Origin of the sequence: Ensifer sp. Root423, assembly GCF_001426275.1 — a bacterium.
Taxonomy (GTDB): Bacteria; Pseudomonadota; Alphaproteobacteria; order Rhizobiales; family Rhizobiaceae; genus Ensifer; species Ensifer adhaerens.
On sequence record NZ_LMEG01000023.1, the window covers coordinates 371,440 to 396,466 of the forward strand.

The following is a 25,027-nucleotide window of genomic DNA, read 5'->3' on the forward strand; positions in this document are numbered from 1 at the left end:
TCGCAATCAATCCCATCCGCAATCTCCCAGGTCATCAAAACCCGGGGAGAGTGACATTCCAACTTTGCAGGATCAGGACACTTTAACTTTGCGGCTACAGATTTAAGTCGCATAACATACATTATGGAACTGGACGGTTATTTGGAAAGTGTTGCTTTTTCGTGCCAAATGACCTTTTAGGCGATCGTCCGAAACTGGCGTGAACGGCCATTTGGCTGTTGCGTTCTCGCGCTACATCGAAGTGTGGCGCGTCCTTTCACCTGCAACGCAACATGCCACTCAATCTCAGTTCGACATCGTTGCCGCCAGCGACGGCTGGTTTGATCAGCGCCGGCTCGTCCGGGAACCTCGGCGATGAAAACGTCCTTGAGACCGTCGACACGCCGCAGTCATCTCCAGAGATCGTCGAATGCGCTGCCCATCCACATTGAGAGCGTTGTTATTGACAACAACGCCAGAGTGTTGTTATCAATAACAACATGAAGGCCAGACTGATCGAGAAATCGCGAACGGTGATCAATGACAAGACGTATTTTGAGGTCGTGTTATGGCACCTACCCAACCCGGTTCCGGGCAGCACGCACCCGTTCAAGTATCGGCTGGCCTTCGTTGTGAACGGTGAGTGCGTTCTCCGCTACGACAATGAGCGCGGGAAAGGCGATCACCGGCACTTAGGTAACCGCGAAGAAGCCATCGAATTTACGTCCCTTGAAGCACTTTACGATGCCTTCCAAGCTGACATGGAAAGGATGCTCAGATGACAACTTTGACTGTGCGCTTGAGTACCATAGCGGATGCCAAGGCTCGCTTTGTCGAGGCCGGAAGGCGGGCGCTTGCAGGGGAGACAGCAGAGGCCGTACCTTCGGTCAACTTCACCTCCTACGATGACATGCACCGAGTGCTCGCGCCTTCCCGCCTCGCTATCGTCAAGGCGCTCGCGGGACATGGGGCGTTGTCGATCCGCGAGGTCGCGCGTCGGGTCAACCGCGATGTGCAGGCCGTTCATCGTGACGTGACGACGCTCGTCAATGCTGGTGTCATCGACCGGACAGAGAATGGAATCGAGTTTCCCTATGATCGCATTCATTTCGAGTACGATGTGAGCGCCGCAGCGTGATGAGGAAGTGTTGGCGCTGATCGGCTATGCGCGTTTCCACCCGCGAACAAACCGTCGCGGGACAGCTCGACGCGCTACGCAGGGTCGAGCTGTCCCGCATCTTCGAGGAAACCGCCTCGGGCGCGAACCGCGATCGGCCGCCGCCCGATCATCATGCCCCTGGTCCGATCCAGGCTCTTGGACAGGACCTTGCCTCACACCGCCGTCACTCGGGCCGTCGAGACCGTGGTCTTGGTCGGGGATCCGAACCTCCTCAACGAGGTCATCTCCATGGCACCGAGGAGCCTGCAACGGAACAGTGCCCTGAACTTCAAAACGCAATAAATAGCAACAACGGCCTCAGCAGGCGGCGCTACAGTGCCGTTCGTTGTTGCGAAGGTCTCCACAATAAGAGCAACAAACGTCCCAAAATCGGTACCGCAACACCGAGATAGAGGGCGTGACGCGTTCAGCCCCTGCCCTGCCGACATTCAGCCACTCACTCACTCAGCTACAGCAGCCGAAACTGCACTCTTTGGAACTTAATTGCGAGCATCCATTCGGGCCCGTTAGCGGTTCCGTGCCGTGTCATCGAGGTCGATCCCGGCACGACGCTGATCTACATAGCACTGGACAATCCAGCCGGACGGTCACGGCTTCACTCTTTGGCTGGAACACCGGGGCTTCGACCTTGAAAACCCGCATCGCTTCGCCTGCGACAACATGCCGACTGGTTGGCACACGCTCGTCTTGCCGCGCTTTGCAAGGGGCCCCGAGGCCAGTGAATGACATCTTCGGTTTCTTGATCCCAGCGCGGCAAACTAAACCTGCCGCGCTCGAACTCCGAAGGACTGGCGCTGATCACGTTGATCGTATTTTGGAAGACTCCTTACCGACGAGGTAGCCGCAAATCAGCCTTCCCTACTCAGGGCCGGATAGTTCTCGTCAGTACTTACGGCTGCACAAGAGGGTGCTGCCGGCCTTCCCTGACCTTTCGGCCATCATCCATGCCGGTTCCCATTGCCATCAAACATGTGGAGCGCTTCGGTGTTTGCCCCGACCTTCAGCTCGTCACCGATCTCGTTGCGCGCGCGCCCGGAAACGCGAAAAACCAGCTCGTCGCCGTTTTGGAGGCGACCGTGTATGAGGCTTTCGGCGCCGACCAACTCGATGCCATCGATGTGGACCGTTGCTTCGAAGGCTCGCGCCGGAGCATCGCCTGGCATCGGCGAAATATCTTCCGGACGGACGCCAAGCGTGTAATCGCCATTCGGGCGTGCCACATCCGATGCGAGCGACCATCCCGCCGACATGTCCTTGCCTTGCAGCAGGTTCATCGAGGGCGAGCCGATAAAGGTGGCGACGAAGGTGGTCGCGGGCTTCTCGTAAAGCTCCAGTGGCGTGCCGACCTGCTCTATGCGGCCGGCGCTGACGACGACAAGCCGGTCGGCAAGCGTCATCGCTTCCATCTGATCATGCGTGACATAGACGCTCGTCGTTGCGAGCGAGCGCTGCAACCGCTTGATTTCGATGCGCATCTGCCCGCGCAGCTTGGCATCGAGGTTCGAGAGCGGTTCGTCGAACAGAAACGCGGCGGGTTGGCGAACGATTGCCCGCCCCATGGCAACGCGCTGGCGCTGGCCGCCCGAAAGCTGCCGTGGTTTGCGGTCGAGATAGGGCTCGATTTCAAGCGTCCTTGCGGCCGTGGCAATGCGCTGGTCGATCTCGGCCGGCGGTGTCTTCCGGTTCTTGAGCCCATAGGCAAGATTCTGGCGCACCGTCATGTGCGGATAGAGCGCGTAGTTCTGGAAGACCATCGCGATGTCGCGCTCTGCCGGCTCGACGTCGTTGACCCGACGCCCGCCAATCAGGATATCTCCGCCGCTGATGTTCTCGAGCCCGGCGATCATGCGCAACAGCGTGGACTTGCCGCAGCCGGACGGCCCGACAAGAACGACAAACTCTCCGTCCTTGATCTCGAGCGAAACGCCCTTGATCGCTTCCACCGTGCCATAGGTCTTGCGGACGTCATTCAGGGTAATTTCAGCCATTACTTTTCTGTCTCCACAAGACCTTTGACAAACCAGCGCTGCATCAGCACGACCACGACGATCGGCGGGATGATTGCAAGGATCGCCGTCACCATCACATAGTTCCAAGGCGTCGAGGCGTCGGTAAAATCGATCATCCGCCGGAGCCCGATGATGATCGTGTTCATCTTCGCGTCATTGGTGACGAGCAGCGGCCAGAGATACTGGGTCCATCCATAGATGAAGAGGATAACGAAGAGCGCCGCGATGTTCGTTGCCGAGAGCGGCAGCAGGATATCCTTCATGAAGCGAAACGGACCGGCATTGTCGATGCGCGCGGCCTCCACCAGCTCCCCTGGTATCGTCAGGAAGAACTGGCGAAAGAGGAACGTCGCCGTTGCCGACGCCATCAGCGGCAGCGTCAGCCCCGCATAGGTGTCGATCAAGCCGAGATCGACGATCACCTTGTAGGTCGGCAGGATGCGCACCTCGACCGGCAGCATCAGGGTGATGAAGATCATCCAGAAGAACAGCATTTTCAGCGGAAAGCGGAAGAAGACGATCGCAAAGGCTGACAGGAAGGAGATGACGATCTTGCCGACAGCGATCGCGATCGCCACGACCGTCGAATTAAACAACAGCCGCTCGAGGCTGACGCCGACGACACGCTCGACGCCGCCGCCGATCGCCTCCCGATAGTTCTCGACAAGGTGATCTCCGACCACCAGCGACATGGGCGGCCGCACGATTTCGATCGAACTGTGGCTTGAGGCGACGAAGGTATAGTAGATCGGCAGCGCTACGATGATGATCCCGATGACGAGTATCAGGTGGCTTATCGCAGTTGATATGGGACGGTTCTCGATCATCTGCGCCTCACGAATAGTGGACCCGCTTCTCGACGAAGCGGAACTGGAACGCCGTCAGCGCAATGACGATGATCATCAGGATCACCGACTGGGCTGCCGAACTGCCGAGGTCGAGATTGACGAAGCCGTCGTTATAGACCTTGTAAACGAGCGTCTCGGTGGCCTTGGCGGGGCCTCCGCCTGTGACCGCGTGAATGATGCCGAAGGTGTCGAAGAAGGCGTAGACGGTGTTGACGACGAGCAGGAAGAACGTCGTCGGCGCAAGCAACGGGAAGACGATGGTCCAGAACCGTTTAGTGCCGCGGGCACCATCGATGGCTGCCGCTTCGATCAGCGACTTCGGGATCGCCTGCAGGCCGGCGACGAAGAAGAGGAAGTTGTAGCTGATCTGCTTCCAGGCTGCCGCCACGATCACCAGAAACATCGCCTGATTGCCGTTGAGCAGCGGATCCCAAGCGAAGCCATTGCGGCGCAGAATGTAAGAGAAGGTGCCCATTGCCGGGTTGAACATGAACAGCCACAGCATGCCGGCAACAGCCGGGGCAACCGCATAGGGCCAGATTAGCAGCGTGCGATAGACGTTGCGCCCGCGCACCACCCGGTCGGCCGCCGTGGCGAGCAGCAGCGCGAGCGCCATCGACAACAGCGCGGTCGCAAGGCTGAAGGCCACGGTGACCTTTAGCGAATGCAGATAGTCCGGGTTGGCAAGGATTGCCCGGAAGTTGGCGAGACCGACGAAGCCGGATTTAAGGCCGAACGGATCCTCGCGAAGCACCGACTGGTAGAGCGCCTGGCTGGCGGGCCAAAAAAAGAAGATGACCGTCAAGACGATCTGAGGTGCCAGCAGAAGATACGGCAGCACCTTGTTTGGAAACACGACGGACTGCATGGACTCCCCTCCCCATCAAAGACCGGTCCGCACCGCCTTTCGGCGATGCGGACATTTCGTTTTGGGGGTCAGTTTCCGACTGCAGTCTTGATCGCTGCGTTTGCTTTCACGACACCTTCGCTGAGCGCGGTCTTGGCATCCTTCTGGCCGGCAAGCATCGCTTCGAACTCTTCGTTGAGGATGTCGCGAACCTGCGGAAGGTTGACGAGGCGAACGCCCTTGGAGTTTTCGGTCGGCGCCTTGCCCATCATCTGCTTGATCGGCGTCTCGCGGCCCGGGTTCTTTTCATAGAAGCCGGACTTCTTGGTTTCCTCATAGGCTGCAAGCGTGACCGGCAGGTAGCCCGAAACCTGGTGAAGCTGGGCCTGGGTTTCCGTTTTCGAGAGGAAATGGAAGAACTCGGCCACGCCCTTGTATTCGCCATCGCTCTTGCCGGCGAAGACCCAGAGGCTTGCGCCACCCGGGATAGTGTTCTGCGGGCCATGGCCCTCATAGTAGGGAAGCTCGCCGACACCGTAGTTGATGCCCGACTTGACGATGTCGCCGAGGCCACCGGAGGATTCCGTCAGGATAGCGCACTCGCCCGACATGAACAGCTGCTTGGCTTCCGAGGTGCGACCGCCGTAACGGAAGGTGCCGTCCTTGGCGAGGTCGGCGATCGACTGGAAGTGGTCGACGAAGAGCGGCGCGTCGATCTTCAGTTCCACTTCGAGCCCGGCAAGCCCGTTTTCGTTCGTGCCGTAGGGCACATTGTTCCAGGCCGAGAAGTTTTCGGTCTGGATCCAGGTCAGCCAGGTCGAGGTGAAGCCGCAATTTGCCGCGCCGCTCGCCTTGATCTTCTTTGCCGCTTCGAAGACCTCGGGCCAGGTGGCCGGCGGCTTGGCCGTATCGATACCAGCCTTCGTAAAGGCGTCCTTGTTGAAATAGAGAATCGGGGACGACGAGTTGAAGGGGAAGGACAACATGGTCCCGTCAGCCTTGGAATAGTAGGCGACGATGCCCGGCAGATACTGGTCCTTATTAAACTCGTAGCCGCCCTTCTTAAGCACCTCCGCCACGGGGACCACGGCACCTTCCGCGCCCAGCATCACGCCACTGCCGGCGTCGAACACCTGCAGGATGGCGGGAGCCTGCTTGGAGCGGAACGCGGCGATACCCGCGTTCAGGGTCTCGCCATAGGTGCCCTTGAACACGGGGACAATCTTGTACTCCGACTGGCTTTCATTGAATTCCTTGGCAAGCCTTTCAACGGTTTCGTTGTTGGCGCCCGTCATCGCGTGCCACCAGGCAAGCTCCGTTGCCGCGAAGGCGTTCGAGGCGGCGAAGATCGAGATTGCAGATGTGGCCGCAAGCGTCCATTTCAAAACTCTCATGGCGGTTCCTCCCAATATTGAGACGACAAGTCTCGGTGCTCAGTCGCGTTGATCCTCCTCAATCAGTCGCGCCTGACTTTCGCAGCGAAAGTGCGCTGATTAAAAACGAACGATAACGAACCTGCAAGAGAAAATAGAATGCAGAATTCGCAAATTTCCGCCTTCGGAATATTCGTTCTGTTTCATATATGAACGCTGGAGGCACAATTGTCCCGGGCGAGATACAAATCGCCAACCACCCACAGCCTGCGCGACCGACTTGCGGCCGATGGACTTGCCCGCCTCATCGCCTTGATGCCTGTCGCCCTCCTGCTCTGCTAGGGGCGGCCGCCGGGGTTCTGACACTGCAGCCTATCGACGCGCCTTGGGACGTGTCGCGAGCACGTTGCGGATCGCAAAGCTCGAATGGATCCGGGAGACCCCCGGTAAAGCCGAGAGAATCTCCTTGTGGATGCGTTCGAACTCGCCGGCATTGGCGACTTCGACGCGCAGGAGATAGTCCGATCCACCGGTCATCAAAAAACACTCCCGCAACTCGGGATGTCTTCGTACAGCCGCCTCGAACCGGTCGAGATAGTCCTCCGTCTGGCGGTCCAGCGTGATGTTGATGATAACGGCAATGCTGGCCTCGACGTTCGAGGTGTCCACCAGGGCGGTATAGCCGCGGATGACGCCGGACTGTTCCATCAATTTTATCCGCCTTAGACAAGCGGATGGCGAGAGCCCGACCTCGGTCGCGAGGCTGGCATTGCTCCGGCGCGCGTCCAGGCGCAGCAGCCGAAGGATATTGCGGTCTATGGTGTCGAGCGCGGGCATTGCAGATTATACCAATTCTTCGCTGTTTCATTCAAAGATCACGAATCCGCGCAACGATCAATCGACAATTCGTCGACAATTCTGCGATCGTTTCACTACCCTCCGGACAAGTTGGGAGGCTCGGCCATGGACGGCGCAGTCAGGGAAAATACGCAGCAGAAAGCGATCAAGGGCGGCGCCTCAGGCTACCTCACGATCGATCTTGCGGCGCTCGTTCGCAATTACGACCGGCTTGTGTCTGAAATTGCGCCGGCGCGGGCCGCAGCAGTCGTCAAGGCGGATGCCTATGGGCTTGGCGCGGACCGGGTCGCGGCGCGCCTCTATGACCACGGCTGCCGGCACTTCTTCGTGGCCCAGTTCGTGGAAGCTCGGCGCCTGCGACCTCAGCTTGCCCGCGATGCGATGATCTTCGTTCTGAATGGCCTGCAGCCGGGCAATGAGCTCGCCTGCGCCGACGATGGCATCGTTCCAGTCATCAATTCCCTCGAACAATTGCGGCAATGGGCCGGTGCGGCTGTAAACCTCAACCGTCGCCTTCCCGCGGCGCTGCAGTTCGACACAGGCATGTCGCGGCTCGGTGTCCCGCCGCAGGAACGACCGGCGATCGCATCGATGCTGCGGACCTGCGGCATGATCGACATCCAGTTTGTCATGAGCCACCTGGCCTCTGCCGACGATGTCTTGAGCGAGCAGAACGGCAACCAGCTTGCCGAACTCCGACGCATCGCCACGGAGTTTCCGGAATACGAACTGTGCTTCGCCAACTCGGGCGGCATTTTCCTCGGCGAAGCCTATCACGGCGTGCTCGTTCGGCCAGGGATTGCACTCTATGGCGGTGCTCCGACGGATGGTCATCCAAACCCGATGGAGCCGGTCATCAAGCTCGATGTTGCGGTGGTACAGACGCGTGAAGTGCCGACCGGAGCGCGCGTCGGTTATGGCGGCAGCCATGTCGCCGCAAGCCCGACCCGGCTTGCCACCATTGCTGCCGGCTATGCCGACGGCCTGCCGCGCAGCTTGAGCGATCGCGGTGCGGTCTATTGCGACGGTGTTCGCTTGCCGATCGTCGGCCGGGTGTCGATGGACAGCATCACCATCGACATCTCCGCCTTGCCGGAGGGGCGCCTGCAACTCGGCAGCCTGGTGGAGGTCCTCGGGCCCAACCAGACACTCGAAGACATCGCACGCGATGCCGGCACCATCTCCTACGAAATCCTGACCGGTCTCGGGCATCGCTACGAACGGCAGTATCGCTGAGCTTCCTTTCCTTTTGAGGACATCATGAAAGTTATCGTTCTCGGCGCCGGCATCGTCGGCGTCACCTCGGCCTACCAGCTTGCCAAGAGCGGACATGAGGTCACCGTCATCGATCGCCAGCCCGGACCGGCGCTGGAGACGAGCTTTGCCAATGCCGGCGAGGTTTCCTTCGGCTACTGCTCGCCCTGGGCAGCACCCGGGATTCCGATGAAGGCGATGAAATGGCTGTTCATGGAGCACGCGCCGCTCATCCTTCGACCCAAGGTCGATGCCGCCATGATCTCCTGGATGATCAAGATGCTCTCGAACTGCACGTCCGGGCGCTACGCGATCAACAAGAGCCGCATGCTCAGGCTTGCCGACTACAGCCGCATCTCGCTCGCTGCGCTGCGCGCTGAAACCGGCATCGCCTATGACGAGCGCATGCAGGGAACGCTGCAGCTCTTCCGCACCCAAGCCCAGCTCGACGCCTCCGGCAAAGACGTCAAGGCGCTCGCCGCCGACGGTATTCCCTACGAAGTTCTGGACCGCGACGGCTGCATTCGCGTCGAGCCGGCGCTAAAACATGTGCGCGAGAAGATCGTCGGCGGCCTGCTGACGCCGAAGGACGAGACCGGCGACTGCTTCAAGTTCAGCAACGAACTTGCGAAAAAGGCGGAAGCGCTCGGCGTGCGCTTCAACTACGGCAGCATCATCCGCAGCCTCGACGTGGAAGGCGGCCGGATCAAGGGCGTCGTCACGGCGCATGGCACGCTCAAGGCCGACGCCGTCGTCGTGGCGCTCGGCAGCTTCTCCCCTCTCCTCGTCAGGCCGCATGACATCCGTCTGCCGGTCTATCCGGTCAAGGGCTACTCATTGACGATCCCGATCACCGACGCTTCGCGCGCGCCGGAATCGACCGTTATGGACGAAACCTTCAAGATCGCCATCACCAGGCTTGGCGATCGCATCCGCGTCGGCGGCATGGCGGAAATCTCGGGTTATACCAACGATCTCGGCGAGCCTCGCCGCCTGACGCTCCAGCACTCCGTCACCGATCTCTTCCCGGGTGGCGACGTGTCGAAGGCAAGCTTCTGGTCGGGGCTTCGCCCAATGACGCCGGATGGCACGCCTGTGATCGGCCCGACGAAGGTCGCCGGCCTTTATCTCAACACCGGTCACGGTACGCTCGGCTGGACGATGAGTTCCGGTTCGGCCCGCGTCATCGCCGATCTCGTCAGCGGACGCCAGCCGGAAATCGACGCCACCGATCTCGCGATCGCCCGCTACGCATAAGCGTGTTCCAATCAACCACCAATCTCGGAGACGGATCATGATCCAGGAAATCCACACCACCGACGCGCCGGGTGCCGTCGGTCCCTTCTCACAGGCAATCAAGGTCGGCAACCTCCTGTTCGTTTCCGGTCAGCTTCCGATCGATCCGGCCACCGGAGAGTTCAACTCGGACGACGCGATCGCGCAGGCCGAGCAGTGCCTCAAGAACCTTGGGGCTATTGCGACCGCAGCGGGCACGACCCTTTCCAACACCGTCAAGACCACGGTTCTGCTCACCGACCTCGGACAGTTCGCGGAGATCAACAAGGTTTATGCGGGCTTCTTCACCAAGCCGTTCCCGGCACGCGCCTGCTACGAGGTCAGCGCTCTGCCGAAGGGCGCGAAGGTGGAGATCGAAGCGGTCATCGCCATCCCGTAAAGTTTGCTGGCGCCGACGCTATTTCGGGAACTGCGGGCGAAGCCGGCCGGCGGTCGACAGCCTCGCCGGCCAGGTTTCCGCGTCCGAGTTCGGATTCGTCATTTGGACGACGAGGAAGACCTGATCATCCGCTCATCTATTACCCAGCCCGGTTCCGCGCTTGCCTAGGTCTGTCGCTTGGCCTTGCCTCCTCCCCTCGCCCACGCAAACAATGAGTTGACCGTTTTAAGCGCCGAGGCGACACTTGTGAGGTGCAGCAAGGCAGGAGGGTAATGATGGCTGAGGCGGACCACTGGCGTCATATGGCAAGCGCGCCGAAAAACGGGAGCCGGATCCTCGTCACGATCCGCCCGTCCGAACAAGGCGCCGCGGAAGTCGATCTCGCCTATTGGTCGAAGGGTGATCAGTTTGGGTCCGAAGGCTGGCGCGCCTCCGATTCCTCGCCCGGTCGCATCATCGAGTATGCCGAGCCTGAGCTGAAGTGTTGGATGCCGATGCCCATGGCAAATCTCGATCGCGCCGCGATGCCCCTGCCCTGGGAAGGCGAGGACGAACAGGAACTGGACGGCTCCGGGATCTAGGAGCCCAGGCGCCAGCTCGTCAGGTAGACCTTCGCTGTCCGTTGGCTTAGGCCGTCGCGTTGTCGAACTTTCTTCGCCACGGCGACACAATCGGCAGGTCGAGCCGATGCTCTTCATATCGCAGGGCACGGCCGCGGTGGTGCTCACCGCGGCCGCACAATCTGGCTATCGCATCATCGCCGCGACATTGCCGCCGTCGACGGTGATGACCGCGCCTGTGCTCGTGCGTGCCTTGGCAAGATGCACGAAGGCTTCGGCCACATCCTTGGCTGCGACTTCGCGATGAACGAGATTGCCGCGCATGTAGGCTTCCGGTGTGATGCCGCGGGCGCGGCTGCGCTCCTCGACCATCTGGTCGGTCATGAGACCGGTGCGGATGCGATCGGCGTTGACGGCGTTCGAAGTGATGCCGTCCGCGCCATGCTCGACGGCGTATTGCCGCATCAGCGCCATCAGCGCCGCCTTCGAGGTGCCATAGGGACCGAAGTTGGGGCCGGGATTGACCGCCTGCTTGGAGACGTTGAACACCAGCGCGCCGCCGGTGCGTTGCGCCTTCATGATCCTGGTCGCAGTCCGGGCAATGTAGTGATGCCCCCAGAAATTGAGCGCGAAGGCTTTCTCGAAGAGTTCGTCGGAGACCTCGATCATGGCGCCCTGGAAGGCAGCGCCGGCGTTCGAAATGACGATGTCGACACCGCCGAAATGTTCGGTAACGCCGGCGAGAGCGGCTTCAACGGCCTTGGGGTTGGTCACGTCGCAGGCGACGCCAAGGCCGCCAAGCCGGGCGGCCTCCTTCGTGACCGCCGCTTCGGCAAGATCGACGAGGGCGATTTCGGCGCCTTCCGCACGCAGCGCCTCGGCAATCGCAAGGCCAAGGCCGCCGGCGCCACCGGTCACCACCGCGACCTGTCGGCTGAGCGGCTTTTCCACCTGCTTCGCCAGTTTCACCTGCTCAAGCGACCAGTATTCGATGTCGAAGAGATCCTGTTCCGACAGCGCCTCGAAGCTCTCGATGCCCTCGGCGTTGCGGATGACGTTGATCGTGGCTTCCGCGACATCGGCGCCGACGCGTGCCGCCTTCTTGCTGGGACCTGCTGCGAAGAGGCCGACGCCGGCGACGTAGAAGACGCGGGGCATCGGGTCGAGCATCTTCTTGTTGCCGCCAACACGCGCGTTGTTGCGCTCGAAGTAGGCGCGGTATTCGGCGATGTAATCCGCCACCGCCGTGCGCACCGTCTCTGCCCAGGTGGCCATTTCTCCGGTAACCGGCGCCGGCAGGGCCAGTCCGAAGCGCTTGATGTGAATGACATGTTCCGGCGTCGCATTGCCGCGGCGCGCGAGATCGGCAGCGTTTTCTGCGTTGCAGAACTCGAGCACGGTCTCGCTCGCGCGGTGTTCGAGCACGAAGCGCTTCGGAGAGCCTTCGACACCGGTGTCGATGGCGACGGCGCCCCGCAGGATCGGGGCGATTTCGGCGGCCGACGCAATCGCTGCCGGTTGCTTTGCCTGAACGAACGGGCGCGGATTGCCTTTGGCGATGCGGCGCTCGGCCATGTCGATCGCCACGATCATCTTTTCATAGGCTTCGCGCGGATCCTCCGACCAGGTGAAGATGCCGTGCTTCAAGAGGATCATGCCGTCGGCGGTCGGATCGGCGCGGAAGGCCTCGTCGCAGGCTTTTGCGAGATCGAAGCCGGGCATGACATAGGGAACGATGATCGCCTTGGGGAAGAGTTCGCGAACGATATCTTCCCCGTGCGGCTGGTTGGTCAGCGACACGATCGCGTTGGCATGGGTGTGGTCGATGTGCTTGAACGGCAGGTTGGCGTGCAGGATCGCTTCGACAGAAGGATTGGGCGCCGCTGGATCGAGCAGCAACCGGCGCTGCAGCATGACCATGTCGTCGTCGCTAAGCGTCTGGAAAGCGACCATCGCCTGCAGGGGCTGCAGGCGGACGGCCGGCAGTCCTGCCGGTTCGATCGTGCCCATGTCCCAGCCGCTTCCCTTGACGCAAAGAACCGGAATTTCCGAACCGTCGAGATCGGTAAAGGTGGTCTTCACCGACGTGTTTCCGCCGCCGTGCAGCACCAGTTCCGGATCCGATCCGAGCAGGCGCGTGGTGTAGGTGCGGATCGCCAGGTCGCGGTTGACGCCGTTGCGGACGTAGGCGTCGACGACACTGGCATATTCGGTTTCAGACCATCTCGATTTCATGCAAAGGCTCCTCAGCTTCCGGCAGACATCACCTGCGACGGCTCCGGACAAAAATGACATGGCGGGACCATGCCCACCGAGCCACAGGAGGCTGACGGGAAAGGCCGCTTGGGAAATTTGGGATCGGCGTCTGGCGCGGGCCGCGTCGAAGAGGCGCGGGTCCGATCCTGTCTGCCGCGGTCTCGCCTGCCCATGCGGCCACATCCGCGGCCGCGTGTTCAAGCGCGATTCCGTTCTCGATCGTCCGTCACAACGGAACATAAACAAATGACAGCATAGTGTGTCAAATGTCAATTGAGCGTTCGAATTTGTTTGACGGCAGCCGCTTTTCCGGTTTGAGGTGGCGCAAACGGTATCAAGCGGAGTGACGGATGACGGAGAGCGCGCGGGCAAGTTGGATGATCGGCGAAGGCAAGTCGTTGCCGCCCGAGTTCGATGACGGGGTCGTTTGGGCCGCCTGGCTCTACTACGTCGATCAACTGACCCAGAGCGACATCGCCAAGATCCTCGGCATGTCGCGCGCGACCATCGTCAACTACCTTCAGGAGGCCCGCGAGCGCGGCCTCGTCACCATCCGCGTCAACACCGATGTCGGCGGACGCGTCGCCGTGGCTCGCAAGCTCAAGGAGAAGTTCGGGCTCGAAGGAGCGCTGGTCATTCCCGCGGGAGAGCCTGCGTCGCTGGTGACGCGGCTCGGTGAGGCGGGCGCCCGCCTGCTTGCCGACATGATCAAGCAAGGCGACACGATCGGTGTGGCCTGGGGACGGACCGTACTTGCAGTCGCCGATCAGATCTCGCTGGCCGAAGCACTCGATGGGCTGACTGTCGTCCAGGTCTCGGGTAGTTCCATCGCCAATCCCGAATTCTCGCCGGAGTTCTGTACCTCGCTGATGTCCCAGCGCATTCACGCGCGCTGCGTCAACCTTTTGGCGCCGGCGCTGCTGTCGACGCCGGAACTGAAACGCTGGCTTCTCTCCGAACCGGTGCTCGTCAAGCAGTTCGAGCTTATCCATTCGACCAACATCCTGGTTTTCGGCGTCGGCGATATCGGTCCTGACACGCTGATCCGGTCGGCCAATGTCGCAAGCCAGGAGGACTTCGACTCCTACCAGGCGCACGGCGCAGTCGCGGTGCTGATCTGCCGGTTCATCGACGAGGCGGGCCGACAGGTGAGCGGCGAACTCGACGATCGCATGGTGGGCATCGAGCTCGACGAACTCGTGCGCATCCCGAGCCGCGTCTGTGTCGCCGGCGGCGCGAACAAGGTAACGGCAATCCGCGCGACGATGAATGGCGGCTACGCCACTCACCTTGTCACCGACATCGAAACCGCCGAGATGCTGCTGGCCGAAGGGGTCTGAGGCGCTCCGTCAGGAGCGCCCTGCCAGCCCGTCAGTTTGCCTTCACGCGCGCGGTGCGCATGAATGCCTGCGTCCCCTCGAAGGAGGCGATGCCGGCATCAGAACCGAGACCGGTCGCCACCAGCGCGGCCGAGGCCTGCGCGAACTTCAGTGATGTCTCCGTGTCCATTTTGTGGTGCAGGCCGGTGATGAAACCGGCATTGAAGGCGTCGCCGCAGCCGGTCGTATCGACGACGTCGATCTCGAAGGCCGGCAGTTTCACGGTCTTTCGGTCCGGATCCATGAAATAGACGCCGTCGCCGCCGAGTGTGAAAACGCAATGCTTCACACCGAGATCGCAGAAGAAGAGCGCTGCATCCTCGGCGGTTTTCCGCCCGGAAATCAGCATGGCCTCCTCCACCGACGGCATGAAGTAGTCGATATAGGGGAAGAGCGGGCGGATGAGGGAAAGCGTCTTCTCACTGGCGCCGAGCAGATCGAAGGTGACGATCCGGTCCTTGGTCTTGGCCGCTTCGAGAAGCACGCGGCTCGGCTCACCGTCGAGGCGGTCGAGCAGGCCCGTGCCGCCAAGGTGGACAATCGGCGCCGCCGTCACGCGATCGAGCGCTTCGGCTGCGATCTCGAAATGACCGGACGCGCCGCGGACGTGAAGAGCAGGCCTTTCGCCGTTGCGGCGGATGTTGAGGATCGTGGCAGACGTCGGAACGCCGGGGATCCGCTGCATCTCGGCCGTATCGACGCCGAAGCGCTGCAAGGTCGAAAGTACGAAATCGGCCTTCTCGTCGTCACCGACGGCGCCAACCGCGAGGCAGTTGAGACCGAGCTTTGCAAGGTCGACGACGGTGCCCCCGGCGGTACCGGCAACCGTCAAGCGGATCTCATCGATAAACTCGACATTGCCGCCCTCGGGAATGCGATCGACCGGGCGACCGAGGATGTCGAGAATGTAAAGTCCGATGACCGAAACATCGTGCGCCATGCACTCAAACCTTTCTCAAGGAAACAGGGTTGTCGAATGACGCCGGCCCTGACCGCGCTTGGCGGCCCCGGGGCCAGCCGTCAGGATTGTCTGCCGCGGATCGAGAAGATCGCGCCGGCGAGAATGATAAAAATACCGACGATGACGAGCTGCCAGGTGCTCGGAATGCCGACGAGAATGAGGACGTTACTGACGAGCGTGATCAGCACGACGCCCAGAAGCGTGCCGATGACGCTGCCGGAGCCGCCGGTGATACGCGCGCCGCCGAGGACCACCGCGGCGATGATTTCGAGCTCGGCGCCGGCGAGATCGAACGGGTTCGCCAGCCGGTTGCTGGAGACGTGAATGATCCCGGCGACGCCGGCGAGAAGCCCCGCATAGGCAAAGACAAAGATACGTACCGTGCGCAGGTTGTAGCCGAGCCGCTCGGCCACACCGGCGTTTCCGCCGACGGCGTAGACTGCACGGCCGATGAGGGTGCGCTCAAGGATCCACCAGGTGACGAGCGAAGCGATGGCGAGGATGAGCACGAAGGCCGGCAGCGTCGAGGTCGAACCGTTGGCGCTGTGATGGGTGAAGAGCGCAAGCTTTCCGAACGCGTCCATTGCCGCCGGAATGTTCATGAACAGCGCCGTGCCGACAAAGGTGAGCAAGAAGCTGCGGATGACATATTGCGTGCCGATCGTCACGATCAGAGACGGCGCCTTGAGCGCGTGAACCAGAACGCCGTTGAGCGCGCCGAAACAGGCGCCGCCGATTGCGCCGAGCGCGAGGATCGCGACGATCGGCATGTCGGGCACGACATTCACGACCAGCATGGTGACGGCGTACATGACGAAGGCGGCAATCGCCGTGAACGAGACGTCGATGCCACCGGAGGCAAGGACGACGAGCACGCCGAGCGCGAAGAGGCCGCGGACGACGGACGCACGCAGGATGTCGAAAAGGTTCGACACCTGCCAGAAGTCCGTGTTGATCGCACCGACGACGAGCGAAACCGCGACGATCAGGATCAGCGTGAAGGCCGGTGGGTGGCGCATGAGCCACGTCCAGATGCCGGCAACAGCGCCCGCGCTTTCAGACCGGGGTTCTGCCGGGGAGAAGGTGGTTTCGCTCATTGAAGCCTCGCAATGGTATCGTCGGTCAGCGCGCGGGAGAGAACGTCTTCCGCCAGCCCCTCGGCGGCAAAGGTTTTGACGACTCGACCCTTGCGCATGACCATGATGCGGTCGCAGTTCTGCAGCAGTTCGGGCAGGTCGTCGCTGATGATGATGACGCCCATGCCGTCGCCGGCGAGCCGCTGGATGATCCGATAGATCGTGTCCTTGGAGCCGACGTCGACGCCGACCGTCGGGCCGTGCAGGATGAGCAGTTTTGGTTCGATCGTCAGCCAGCGCCCGATGAGCACGCGCTGCTGGTTGCCGCCGGACAACGACTGCACCGGCTTGTCGACGCCGGCCGAGACGACCTGAAGGTCGTCGACCGTGCGCTCGGCCAGCGCTCGGCTGCGGCGCCCGTCGACGATGCCGAAGGCATTGCGCAGCCGGTCGAGGACCGGAACCACGATATTGTCCTTGATCGATTGCGAAAGGAACAATCCCTCCGAGAGCCGGTCCTCGGGAACGTAGCCAATCCCGGAAGCGATCGCATCGGCGGGTTTGCCAAGGCGGATCTCGTTGCCTTCGAGAAATACACCGCCGCCGTCGGCCGGCGAAACGCCGGCGAGCGCAAGCGCCAGTTCGTTGCGCCCGGAATCGAGCAGGCCGGTAATGCCGATGATCTCGCCCTTGTGCAGCGACAAGGACACGTCTGCAAAAAATCCGGTTCGTGAGAGCTTTTCGACATTGAGCAGCTTCTCGCCGAGCGTGACGGCGGACCGCTGGCGGGTGTCGTCCAGCACTTTGCCTGTCATCCAGAAGGCCAGATCGGCCTTCGAATGGCCCTCGACGTCGCATTCGGCGACTTTCTGGCCATCGCGCATGATGATCGCCCGCCCGCCGAGCGACTTGCACTCGTCGAGCTTGTGGGTGACGAACAGCACGGCCACGCCCTTGGCGCGCAGGCGATCGACTACGCCGATGAGATTGTCGACCTCGTGTTTGGTCAGCGCGGTCGTCGGCTCGTCCATGATGACGAGGCGGGCGTCGGAGGCGATTGCGCGGGCAATGGCAATCAGCTGCCGCGTCGCCATCGGCAACTCGTCCGTCCGCGTTGAAAGAAAGGCCCTGCTCGCCGGCAGGCCAACGGCCGCAAGGGCGCGCTCGGCCGTCGCCCGCATATTCGGTATGTCGAGCCGCCGCGCAAGCTTGCCCGACGAGGACACCAACTGCTGAGTCAGCCCGATGTTCTCGGCGACCGAGAGATTGGGGAGCAGCGAAAAATCCTGATAGACCGTTTCGATGCCGGCAGCGAGGGCTGCGACCGGTGTCAGTCCGGTGACCGTCTTGCCGTCGATCAAGAGTTCGCCTGCATCAGCCCCTTGAGCCCCGGAAATGATCTTGATGAGCGTGCTCTTGCCGCAGCCATTCTCACCCATCAGGTGATAGATGTTGCCGGCCTCGATCGAAAGGCTCACGCCCTTGAGCGCGCGCACGCCACCGAAGTGCTTCTCGATGTTGCGCACCTCCAGAAAAGGGGGCGCGGGCTTGAGATGCGGTTCACCGCCAGTGGGCTGGGGCTGCATGGCTTTGTCCTGATGGTGCATGAGGGCGTTCGAGGGACACGCCGCCGCGCCGGTTTATGGCGCGACGGTATTAGTCGGCAGAACCAATCAGAACGGGTATTTGCCGTAGTTCGACTTGTCGACGTCGACCCAGGCTTCGCCGACGACGATGATACCGTCACCGGCACCCTTCTTGACCGTCACCTTTTCGTAGCCGGGCACGCCGAGATCCATGCCGTCCTTGATCTCTTCGCCCTTGATGACCATGTCGGCCACCTTGTTCATGACGTAGCCGGCATCCTTCGGATCCCAGAAGCTGATGCCATCGACGGCGCCGGATTCAAGATAGGATCCGGTATCCTTCGGCAGGCCGATGCCGAAGACGCAGGTCTTGTCCTGCAGGCCGGCCTCTTCGACGGCGCGGCCGATGCCGATGACGTCGATGGCGGAGCCGCCCTGGAAGCCCTTGATGTCGGGGTGCTTGCGCAGGATCTCGCGGGCCTTCTCATAGGCGCGGTTGGCGTCGTTGAAGGATTCGTTCTTCTCCGAGACCAGCTCCATTTCTGGGTACTTCTTGGCGTTTTCAGCGCCGCCGTCAGCCCACTGGACATGCGTCAGGCTGCCGAGCGAACCGACGAAGGACGTCCATTTTCCTGATTTGCCCATGCACTCGGCGATCTTCTCGTTGAAGCGGGCGCCGAAGGCCTTGTTCTCGAAGGCTTCGATGTCGACGAGCGTGTTCTTCATGCTGTCGGCCTCGTGGGTCACCACCTTGATGCCGCGCTGGGCGGCGCGCTTCAGCACGCCTTCGAGCGACGACGCATCCATCGGCACGACGGCAATCGCGCTGACCTTCTTGGCGACAAGGTCCTCAATCAGGCGTGCCTGCTGGGCGGCATCCGCCTTGCCCGGGCCGATCTGGCTCGTGGCAACCGTATCGTTGTCGTTGCCATAGGCGGCGACGCCCTCGGCCATGCGGGTGAACCAATTCTCGCCGGTGACCTTGACGACGGTCACGATGCTCGGCTTCTCCTCGGCCATGGCAGCCGCGGCACTCCAGATGGTGCTGAGAGCCACGGTGCAGGCGGCAATTTTACGAAAATCAGGCATAGTTCCTCCCATTGCGCCTTCGAAAGGAAAGAGCTGTGACGCGCGAAGGCTCGCGCCCGGCCCTGGCGGAAACGGGGTTAGCTGCGGGCCGCCCTGAACCAGGCTTTGAAGTCGAAGCCGGAGGTGGCGATGAAAACGAGCAGAAGAACGCCCCAGGCGAGGTCTCGGAAGAAGTTCGAGATGTTCATGAAGTTGAAGAGGCTGGAGAGCATCTGCAGCGACGTTGCCGAAAGCACGACGCAGATGACTCGCCCATAGCCGCCCTCGGGGCGAACCCCGGCCATGACGGCGATCAGGATAGCGATGAGGACATAGGAGGTGCCGTAGTCCCACTTCACGCTCGAGGTGCGCGCGGCAATGACGATGCCGGCAACCGACGCCAATAGCCCGCAAACCGTATAGGTCAGGAACAGGATGCGCTTTTCCGGGATGCCCGCGTAGCGCGCGGCCTTGGCATTGTTGCCGAGCAGAAGCAGACGTTGGCCGAAGGGCGTGAAACGCAGGATGGCGCCGATCGCGAGCGCGACGACCAGGAACAGAGCGAAGCATTGGGGCACGCTCAGGATCGTGGCATTACCGAAATCGTCGAGCGGCTCGACATAGCCGATGCTGAGCGCCGAACCATTGGTGAGAACGATCGCCAGGCCGGTAAAGAGCAATTGCGTGCCGAGCGTGGCGATGATCGGCGTCAATCCAACCTTCGCGATCAGGAAACCGTTCAGCATGCCGCCGACAAGGCCGACGCCAAGCGCTAAGCCGATCAGGCTCCAGGTGAAGAGAAGCGGAGCCTCGTCGGCGGGAATCACGTCGCGCAGAAAGTAGTAGGCGGCAACGCCCGAGAGATTGGCAAGCGCGATGCCGGAAAGGTCGATGCCGCCGTTGCCGGACATCATGGCCAGCATGACGCCAAGGGCGAGGAACCCCAGTTCGGGGACCTGCGACGCCATGGACTGGAAGTTATAGAGCTCGACGAAACTCGCGCCGACGAGTATCGCACCGGCGACAATGGCGGCAACGTTCACAGTGGCGAGAAAGCCGAGCTGCCGATCCATCTGAAAAGCCACGATGTCCCCTCCCATGCTGGCATCTGTGCAGACGGAAATGCTTCCCGGTTCTTCGGCTCCAGGCTCCTGTCTCCCCTGAAACCAACCGACAACCCGCGTCCTCTGTACATTTCTGACATTTGCCAGTCATCGGTGTGTTTTGTCAACAGCGTTCTTCTAGCTGTCCTGTAACCGAAGTGGAGGGTGAGCGGAAATGCCGGGTTGCTATCCTTCTCCTCCGTGGAACGTCCTGCTTGGCGAGACTGCCAAAGCGTCCTCAGCCCAAGCGTGACACCCGCCGGATTTGGAACGGCCAGGGCTGCAAACGGCAAGAATTGGGTGACAACGGGAGGCGAACGGTGGAGTTTGGCTCGGGCGCGTTACGCTTCGGCCTTCTGTTGAGCGAGCCATTCCCGAATGATGGTGGCGAGGCGTTGCGGCGCTTCCATCGGGACCATGTGGCCAGTGTCGGCGACGACCTCGAAGCTTGAGCCGACGAGCCCATTGTGAAGCTCCAGCGTTTCGGCGCGCGACCTCAACCGATCCTCTTCGCCGGCAATGACCAGGCTTGGGCACTGGATCGACGCCAGAGCGTCCCGTTCGTCCCTCCGCTCGATGAGAGCTTGTCGGCGAAAGGCGTCGCCTCCCATTCGATGGCCTGCCACCTGGATGCGATCGAGGATATCGGTCCGCCCCGCATTGTCGGGGTGCAGGGACGAGAGGATAGCCGATCGGCTGAGCCCCTTGAATGCCGTGCCAGCGGCCTGCCCGGCGACGACAGCCTTTCGCTGGCGCTCGACGTCGCTGTCGCCGCGCGCGGACGTGGCAATGAGGATCAGTGCGGTCACCCGGTCGGGCGCCTGCCGGACGATTTCCCGGGCGACGTAGCCTCCCATGGAGAAACCGGTGAGTATGAAGCGATCCGGGGCATCCATCAGCGTGCGACGGGCCATGGCTTCGATCGAGCCGTCTTGCGACAGGTCGGCATAGGTCGCGGGACCGTACTCGCCGAGTGCGGGAACCACATCGCGCCAGAGATCGGCGTCGAGCATGAAGCCCGGAACAAAGAGCATTGCCACAGTCGCCACCTCCCCGCACACCTGCTCGTAGATTGACCCTATCGGAAGAAATGGCGGCGGTCGTCAAGCGAGATGCCGCCTTCGGGCGGAAAGCCTCTTGCGCCCTGGCAGTCATGCGGCGCGAACCGTGCAGTGCGCCTGCCCCTTAGTCGACTTCCAAAGATCGGCTCAGCGCCGATTTCCAGCCGGCGATGAAATCCGCCGAGATGCGCGCCTGCGGTACCATCGTGTCGAAGCCGTGATAGGCGCCGGGAACCACGGACATTTCGACCGGCACGCCGGCCACGACGAAACGGGATGCGAAATGTATCGATTCCTGTGCGAACAGGTCGAGTGTGCCAACGCCGATCCAGGTGGATGGCAGGCCGGCAAGATCGACGGCGCGTGCCGGAACCGCCTCCGCCGGTGGTTCCGCCGTCAGCGGCTTGCGACCGAGCAGGGAAGTCCAGCCAAAAGCATTCGACTGCGCGTTCCAGATGAAGGTTCCGACGTGAGCCGGTGGCAAGCGCAACACAGTGCGGTCGTCGAGCATTGGATAACGCAACAACTGGAAGCGGATCGGCCACTCGCCGCGGTCACGTGCCCGGAGCGAGACGGCAGCGGCAAGTCCGGCGCCGGCACTCTCGCCCATCACGGCGATCCGCTTCCTATCAACGCCAAGCTCGACCGCAGCCTGATGCAGCCAGCCGAGCGCCGCGTATGCGTCCTCGAACCCAGCCGGGAACGGATGCTCGGGTGCAAGGCGGTAGTCGATCGAAACGATAAGCGCGCCCAGTTCCGCGGACAATTGCTGCAGTTCGGGAACGGCGACTTCGGGCTTGCCAACGACCAGTCCACCACCGTGCAGATGCAGGATTGCCGGCTTGTTCGGGCGCTCCGGCGCCGGATCGAGAACGACGGCCCGCAGCTTCGGATTTCCCTCGCCGCCCGCGATGAAGCGTTCCTGTGGCTGCACGGCCGGCGGCGATAGCGCCGGCGGGAATTGGGCGTTGCGGATCATCTGGAGATTGTCCATGCCGAGGTCGAGAGGCGGAACGTTCCCGAGGATCGGCAATCTCGAGGATTCGTCCCTGATCGCCCGCAAGATCGGACGCACCGAAGCGTCTATCTTTGCAGCACCGGCGCTGATCGCGGCGCACGGCATGTCACTGCTGCCTTCCGACCTAACAACCTATCCGTTGATCGGCGAGCAGATCGCACCGGGCGAAAGCCAGACCTGGACACTCCACCATGCGGCGCAAGACCCGGTGAAGGTTGAGTTCAAGCCGCGCATGTGTGCCAACAGCGTCCGCGCCATCTCGGAGGCTATCGAGGCCGGGATCGGCATCGGCCGCCTGCCAACCGTCATCGGCCGCAGGATGGTCGCCGAGGGAACCGCCATACAGATATTGCCTGGCTGAGCCGGCCCCGGACTGGATATTTCGCTGATACATCCTGCGAGCCGCGGCATGCTGCCCGGTGTCTGCCTGCTGATCGACACGCTGAGCCGCGAGGCTGGCGCGTTCTTGTAAGTGATTTCGAAGTCAAACGGTGGTGCCGCCGCAATCACGCCAAGGGCCCGTACCCGAGAGAACAAAATTGGCCTGTCATAACTGACATGGTCGCGATGAGCGTGCCACCGAACAGTATTCCGACTGGTTAGTCAGATTTACCAGTATGGATCGAAATCGGCGTCTTATCGTTCCAATCTTCCCCGCCTACCTTTTGCGTCGACACTGCAACGCAAGACGGAGGAGGAACTGGACAGGGCCCGCTGACTTTCGGCGCTCCGAATGACAGCGCCTCCCCCAAATTCAGCAGACGCGGATAGGACGCGCGCTTGTCGCGCCCTCCCCGGCATCGAATAGCCGGAGGAACGGCGACGTTCGCGATCGTCGGATGTCCCAACAGACAATCTATCGAGGAGAGAAACGTGCTTGATCGCATTCAATCGCAATTCGCAGCCGCAGGTACGGCGGTTTTCCTGGGCCTTTCGCCGGAGGTCGCCTTCGCCCAATCCCTGGAGGAGCGTCGCGAACGCGGCGCCGCCGTCATCCGGACCCTCAACAATGGCGTGACGCAGCCCAACCTGGAACGGATGCGGCAGGAGTTTCCCTTCCTTGCCGATGCGACCGAGGCCTATGCCCTTGGCGACGTCTGGGCTCGCCCGGGTCTCGACAACCGGACGCGGCAACTGGCAGCGGTCGCCGCCTTCGCTGCGATGGGCCTGACGGAGCTGATGAATGTCCATGCCGGATACGCGCTCAACATCGGTGTTTCCGAGGATGAACTCAAGGAAATCATCTACATGGTAACCGTTCCGGCCGGATTTCCCCGCGCCATTGCTGCCTCGCAATCCTTGTCGCAGCTCTTTGCCGAACGGGCCGAAGCGGGCAAGGACAAGTCTGCGGGAGAGCAGCCATGAACAATCTCCCCAAGCTTGCCGCCGCCACCCTTGTTGCCGGTCTGGCATCTGCCGACGCGCCGATCTCCCGTCAAGCCGTCGCGGAGGACGTCATGAGCAGCGAGGCTCAAAGCAAGCAAGCAGATCATCCCTATGTCGGCATGTGGGTGACCGAGGACGGGCGGATCCGCCAGGAACTGTTGCCGAACGGCCGTTATGACGAGGCGCGCGGAAACCGAAAGAGCGCCTATCAGGGGCGCTACGAAGTGACCGGCAACCAGATCGACTACTGGGATGACACCGGCTTCACGGCCGATGGCGAGTTCATCGATGACGTGCTGCACCATGGCGGCATGGTGTTTTACCGCGAAAGGTGATTGCGGAAGGGGAGCACGTGAAGACCGTCGTTACCGGGATCGCCCCGATCCTTTGGTGCCAATGATGGTTGCCGCGTGTCTCCCGCCCCGCCTCTGCGGCCGCATGTCCATTGCGCCGTTTCTCGCGCGGGAGGTGGGGAAGAAGTGAAGGCTCTGCCGGGCTCTTGCGATCGCGGCAGGCCTTCTGGAGGCGATCACAGGCGCGGTAGAACTCGCGGCGACATTCTTTGATGCCTTGAAGGTTGTCGATCGGCGGGCCAAGATTGCATCATCACTCTGCCCAATCACACCGACACTGGTAAGTTGAGCCGTCCAATGGCCGTCGATCTTAATGCCATCTCCGTCTTCATGGCCGTCGCCGAGGCGCGGAGTTTTCGCGCGGCTGCCGAGCATCTGGGCGTTACCCGATCGGCCGTAAGCCAGTCTCTGCGGCGGCTGGAAGATCGGCTCGGCGTTGCACTCGTGCAGCGGACGACACGCAGCGTCAGCCTTACGGAGGCTGGCGCGCAACTTTACTTGCGCGTTGCCCCAGCCCTCGCGGAGGTCGGCCTGGCCCTGGACGCCACAGCCGACCGGGACATGGCCCCAACCGGGCTGTTGCGGCTGGCGGTGTCCTCGATCGCCGAAAGGTTTATATCAGGGGCGCTGCTCGCAAGCTTTGCCGAGGCCTACCCCACGATCCAGATCGATGTGACCGTCACGGACGAGGAGTTCGACATCGTGGCCCAAGGCTATGATGCCGGGGTGCGGCTCGGCGAAGTCATCGAGCAGGACATGATCGCAGTCCCGGTATCGGCCGAGCAACGCCAGACCGCTGTCGCGGCGCCATCCTATATCGAACGCTTCGGCAAGCCCATGCAACCGTCGGACCTCGCCCAGCACCGATGCATCGGCTGGCGTCCGGCGCCTCAAACTGCACCTTATCGCTGGGAGTTCGGCAAGGATGGGCGCGAGTTCGACGTGGCGGTGAACCCGCAGATCACCACCAACGACATGTCGCTGATGATCCGGACCGCCTGCGCCGGAGGCGGCATCACCTTCGGCATGGAGGAAACCTTCAGACCCTATGTTTCTGCGGGACAGCTGGTGCCGCTTCTCGAGGACTATTTCCCGCCGTTCGCGGGCTTTTATCTCTACTTTCCCAATCGACGGAACCTTGCGCCGAAGCTGCGCGCGCTCATCGAGCATGTGCGGTGGCGGCCCAACGCGGGATAG

The 25,027-nt window shown here is 61.9% G+C and carries 24 protein-coding genes; 11 read left to right on the top strand and 13 right to left on the bottom strand.

Annotated elements, in window-relative coordinates; all coding sequences use genetic code 11:
* The first annotated feature begins 479 nt into the window (after positions 1 to 479).
* A complete protein-coding gene (locus ASD01_RS21170; RefSeq protein WP_060529085.1) occupies positions 480 to 761 on the top strand; it encodes a toxin-antitoxin system TumE family protein in 282 nt (93 codons plus the stop codon).
* Positions 758 to 1,117 carry an HVO_A0114 family putative DNA-binding protein gene (locus ASD01_RS21175; protein ID WP_060529084.1) on the top strand — a complete coding sequence of 120 codons (360 nt, stop codon included), beginning with the start codon at positions 758 to 760 and terminating at the stop codon, positions 1,115 to 1,117. The genes ASD01_RS21170 and ASD01_RS21175 overlap by 4 nt, the downstream gene beginning before the upstream one ends.
* Positions 1,118 to 2,097: 980 nt before the next feature.
* Here the strand turns inward: ASD01_RS21175 and ASD01_RS21180 are convergent.
* The 5 genes from ASD01_RS21180 to ASD01_RS21200 all read right to left on the bottom strand — a co-directional run bounded on the left by ASD01_RS21180 (position 2,098) and on the right by ASD01_RS21200 (position 7,073).
* Entirely contained in the window at positions 2,098 to 3,147 is a 1,050-nt protein-coding gene (locus tag ASD01_RS21180; RefSeq protein WP_060529083.1) for a sn-glycerol-3-phosphate import ATP-binding protein UgpC, read from the bottom strand.
* Positions 3,147 to 3,995 (bottom strand): sn-glycerol-3-phosphate ABC transporter permease UgpE, encoded by an 849-nt coding sequence (gene ugpE / locus ASD01_RS21185; RefSeq protein ID WP_034790368.1) that lies wholly within the window; start codon positions 3,993 to 3,995, stop codon positions 3,147 to 3,149. Before ugpE ends, ASD01_RS21180 begins: the two co-directional genes overlap by 1 nt.
* A gap of 7 nt (positions 3,996 to 4,002) precedes the next feature.
* Positions 4,003 to 4,884, bottom strand: coding sequence for a sn-glycerol-3-phosphate ABC transporter permease UgpA (ugpA, locus tag ASD01_RS21190; RefSeq protein ID WP_034790369.1), 882 nt, complete (start codon positions 4,882 to 4,884; stop codon positions 4,003 to 4,005).
* Between the two features lie 68 nt (positions 4,885 to 4,952).
* Positions 4,953 to 6,257, bottom strand: coding sequence for a sn-glycerol-3-phosphate ABC transporter substrate-binding protein UgpB (gene ugpB / locus ASD01_RS21195; protein WP_060521180.1), 1,305 nt, complete (start codon positions 6,255 to 6,257; stop codon positions 4,953 to 4,955).
* 351 nt (positions 6,258 to 6,608) lie between these two features.
* On the bottom strand, positions 6,609 to 7,073 hold the full coding sequence (locus tag ASD01_RS21200; protein ID WP_034790372.1) for an Lrp/AsnC family transcriptional regulator: 465 nt from the start codon (positions 7,071 to 7,073) through the stop codon (positions 6,609 to 6,611).
* Between the two features lie 126 nt (positions 7,074 to 7,199).
* Here ASD01_RS21200 and alr point away from each other — a divergent pair, with 126 nt between their 5' ends.
* From alr to ASD01_RS21220, 4 genes are all read left to right on the top strand, one after another.
* Complete coding sequence (alr, locus tag ASD01_RS21205) at positions 7,200 to 8,330, top strand: alanine racemase (RefSeq protein WP_060529082.1); 1,131 nt, start codon at positions 7,200 to 7,202, stop codon at positions 8,328 to 8,330.
* A 24-nt stretch (positions 8,331 to 8,354) separates the two neighbouring features.
* On the top strand, positions 8,355 to 9,605 hold the full coding sequence (locus ASD01_RS21210) for a D-amino acid dehydrogenase (protein WP_034790377.1): 1,251 nt from the start codon (positions 8,355 to 8,357) through the stop codon (positions 9,603 to 9,605).
* 37 nt (positions 9,606 to 9,642) lie between these two features.
* The gene (locus tag ASD01_RS21215) at positions 9,643 to 10,023 is read left to right on the top strand and encodes a RidA family protein (protein WP_034790381.1); all 381 of its coding nucleotides are present in this window, start codon (positions 9,643 to 9,645) and stop codon (positions 10,021 to 10,023) included.
* A 275-nt stretch (positions 10,024 to 10,298) separates the two neighbouring features.
* Positions 10,299 to 10,604, top strand: a complete 306-nt coding sequence (locus tag ASD01_RS21220) for a hypothetical protein (protein WP_034790383.1) — start codon at positions 10,299 to 10,301, stop codon at positions 10,602 to 10,604.
* Positions 10,605 to 10,769: 165 nt separating this feature from the next.
* Here ASD01_RS21220 and ASD01_RS21225 read toward each other — a convergent pair whose 3' ends face one another.
* Positions 10,770 to 12,818 (bottom strand): bifunctional aldolase/short-chain dehydrogenase, encoded by a 2,049-nt coding sequence (locus ASD01_RS21225; RefSeq protein ID WP_060529081.1) that lies wholly within the window; start codon positions 12,816 to 12,818, stop codon positions 10,770 to 10,772.
* A gap of 371 nt (positions 12,819 to 13,189) precedes the next feature.
* Between ASD01_RS21225 and ASD01_RS21230 the strand changes: the two genes are divergently transcribed.
* On the top strand, positions 13,190 to 14,179 hold the full coding sequence (locus ASD01_RS21230) for a sugar-binding transcriptional regulator (RefSeq protein ID WP_226020752.1): 990 nt from the start codon (positions 13,190 to 13,192) through the stop codon (positions 14,177 to 14,179).
* A gap of 31 nt (positions 14,180 to 14,210) precedes the next feature.
* Here ASD01_RS21230 and ASD01_RS21235 read toward each other — a convergent pair whose 3' ends face one another.
* The 7 genes from ASD01_RS21235 to ASD01_RS21265 all read right to left on the bottom strand — a co-directional run bounded on the left by ASD01_RS21235 (position 14,211) and on the right by ASD01_RS21265 (position 22,067).
* Positions 14,211 to 15,158 carry a carbohydrate kinase family protein gene (locus ASD01_RS21235; RefSeq protein ID WP_060529080.1) on the bottom strand — a complete coding sequence of 316 codons (948 nt, stop codon included), beginning with the start codon at positions 15,156 to 15,158 and terminating at the stop codon, positions 14,211 to 14,213.
* An 80-nt stretch (positions 15,159 to 15,238) separates the two neighbouring features.
* Entirely contained in the window at positions 15,239 to 16,198 is a 960-nt protein-coding gene (locus ASD01_RS21240) for an ABC transporter permease (protein ID WP_226020791.1), read from the bottom strand.
* Positions 16,199 to 16,272: 74 nt separating this feature from the next.
* Positions 16,273 to 17,841: a sugar ABC transporter ATP-binding protein gene (locus ASD01_RS21245; RefSeq protein WP_060529100.1), complete on the bottom strand. Its 1,569-nt coding sequence runs from the start codon at positions 17,839 to 17,841 to the stop codon at positions 16,273 to 16,275.
* Between the two features lie 87 nt (positions 17,842 to 17,928).
* A complete protein-coding gene (locus ASD01_RS21250) occupies positions 17,929 to 18,930 on the bottom strand; it encodes a substrate-binding domain-containing protein (protein ID WP_034790392.1) in 1,002 nt (333 codons plus the stop codon).
* 77 nt (positions 18,931 to 19,007) lie between these two features.
* A complete protein-coding gene (locus tag ASD01_RS21255) occupies positions 19,008 to 19,982 on the bottom strand; it encodes an ABC transporter permease (protein WP_034790394.1) in 975 nt (324 codons plus the stop codon).
* 371 nt (positions 19,983 to 20,353) lie between these two features.
* Positions 20,354 to 21,046: an alpha/beta fold hydrolase gene (locus ASD01_RS21260; protein ID WP_210337640.1), complete on the bottom strand. Its 693-nt coding sequence runs from the start codon at positions 21,044 to 21,046 to the stop codon at positions 20,354 to 20,356.
* Positions 21,047 to 21,197: 151 nt separating this feature from the next.
* Positions 21,198 to 22,067 (bottom strand): alpha/beta hydrolase, encoded by an 870-nt coding sequence (locus ASD01_RS21265; protein ID WP_060529077.1) that lies wholly within the window; start codon positions 22,065 to 22,067, stop codon positions 21,198 to 21,200.
* Here ASD01_RS21265 and ASD01_RS21270 point away from each other — a divergent pair.
* The 4 genes from ASD01_RS21270 to ASD01_RS21285 all read left to right on the top strand — a co-directional run bounded on the left by ASD01_RS21270 (position 22,066) and on the right by ASD01_RS21285 (position 25,027).
* The gene (locus tag ASD01_RS21270; protein ID WP_060529076.1) at positions 22,066 to 22,452 is read left to right on the top strand and encodes a LysR substrate-binding domain-containing protein; all 387 of its coding nucleotides are present in this window, start codon (positions 22,066 to 22,068) and stop codon (positions 22,450 to 22,452) included. The genes ASD01_RS21265 and ASD01_RS21270 overlap by 2 nt on opposite strands.
* Before the next feature lie 512 nt (positions 22,453 to 22,964).
* On the top strand, positions 22,965 to 23,456 hold the full coding sequence (locus ASD01_RS21275) for a carboxymuconolactone decarboxylase family protein (RefSeq protein WP_090297369.1): 492 nt from the start codon (positions 22,965 to 22,967) through the stop codon (positions 23,454 to 23,456).
* Positions 23,453 to 23,812, top strand: coding sequence for an Atu4866 domain-containing protein (locus ASD01_RS21280; protein ID WP_060529075.1), 360 nt, complete (start codon positions 23,453 to 23,455; stop codon positions 23,810 to 23,812). The genes ASD01_RS21275 and ASD01_RS21280 overlap by 4 nt, the downstream gene beginning before the upstream one ends.
* Before the next feature lie 315 nt (positions 23,813 to 24,127).
* Complete coding sequence (locus ASD01_RS21285) at positions 24,128 to 25,027, top strand: LysR family transcriptional regulator (protein WP_034790409.1); 900 nt, start codon at positions 24,128 to 24,130, stop codon at positions 25,025 to 25,027.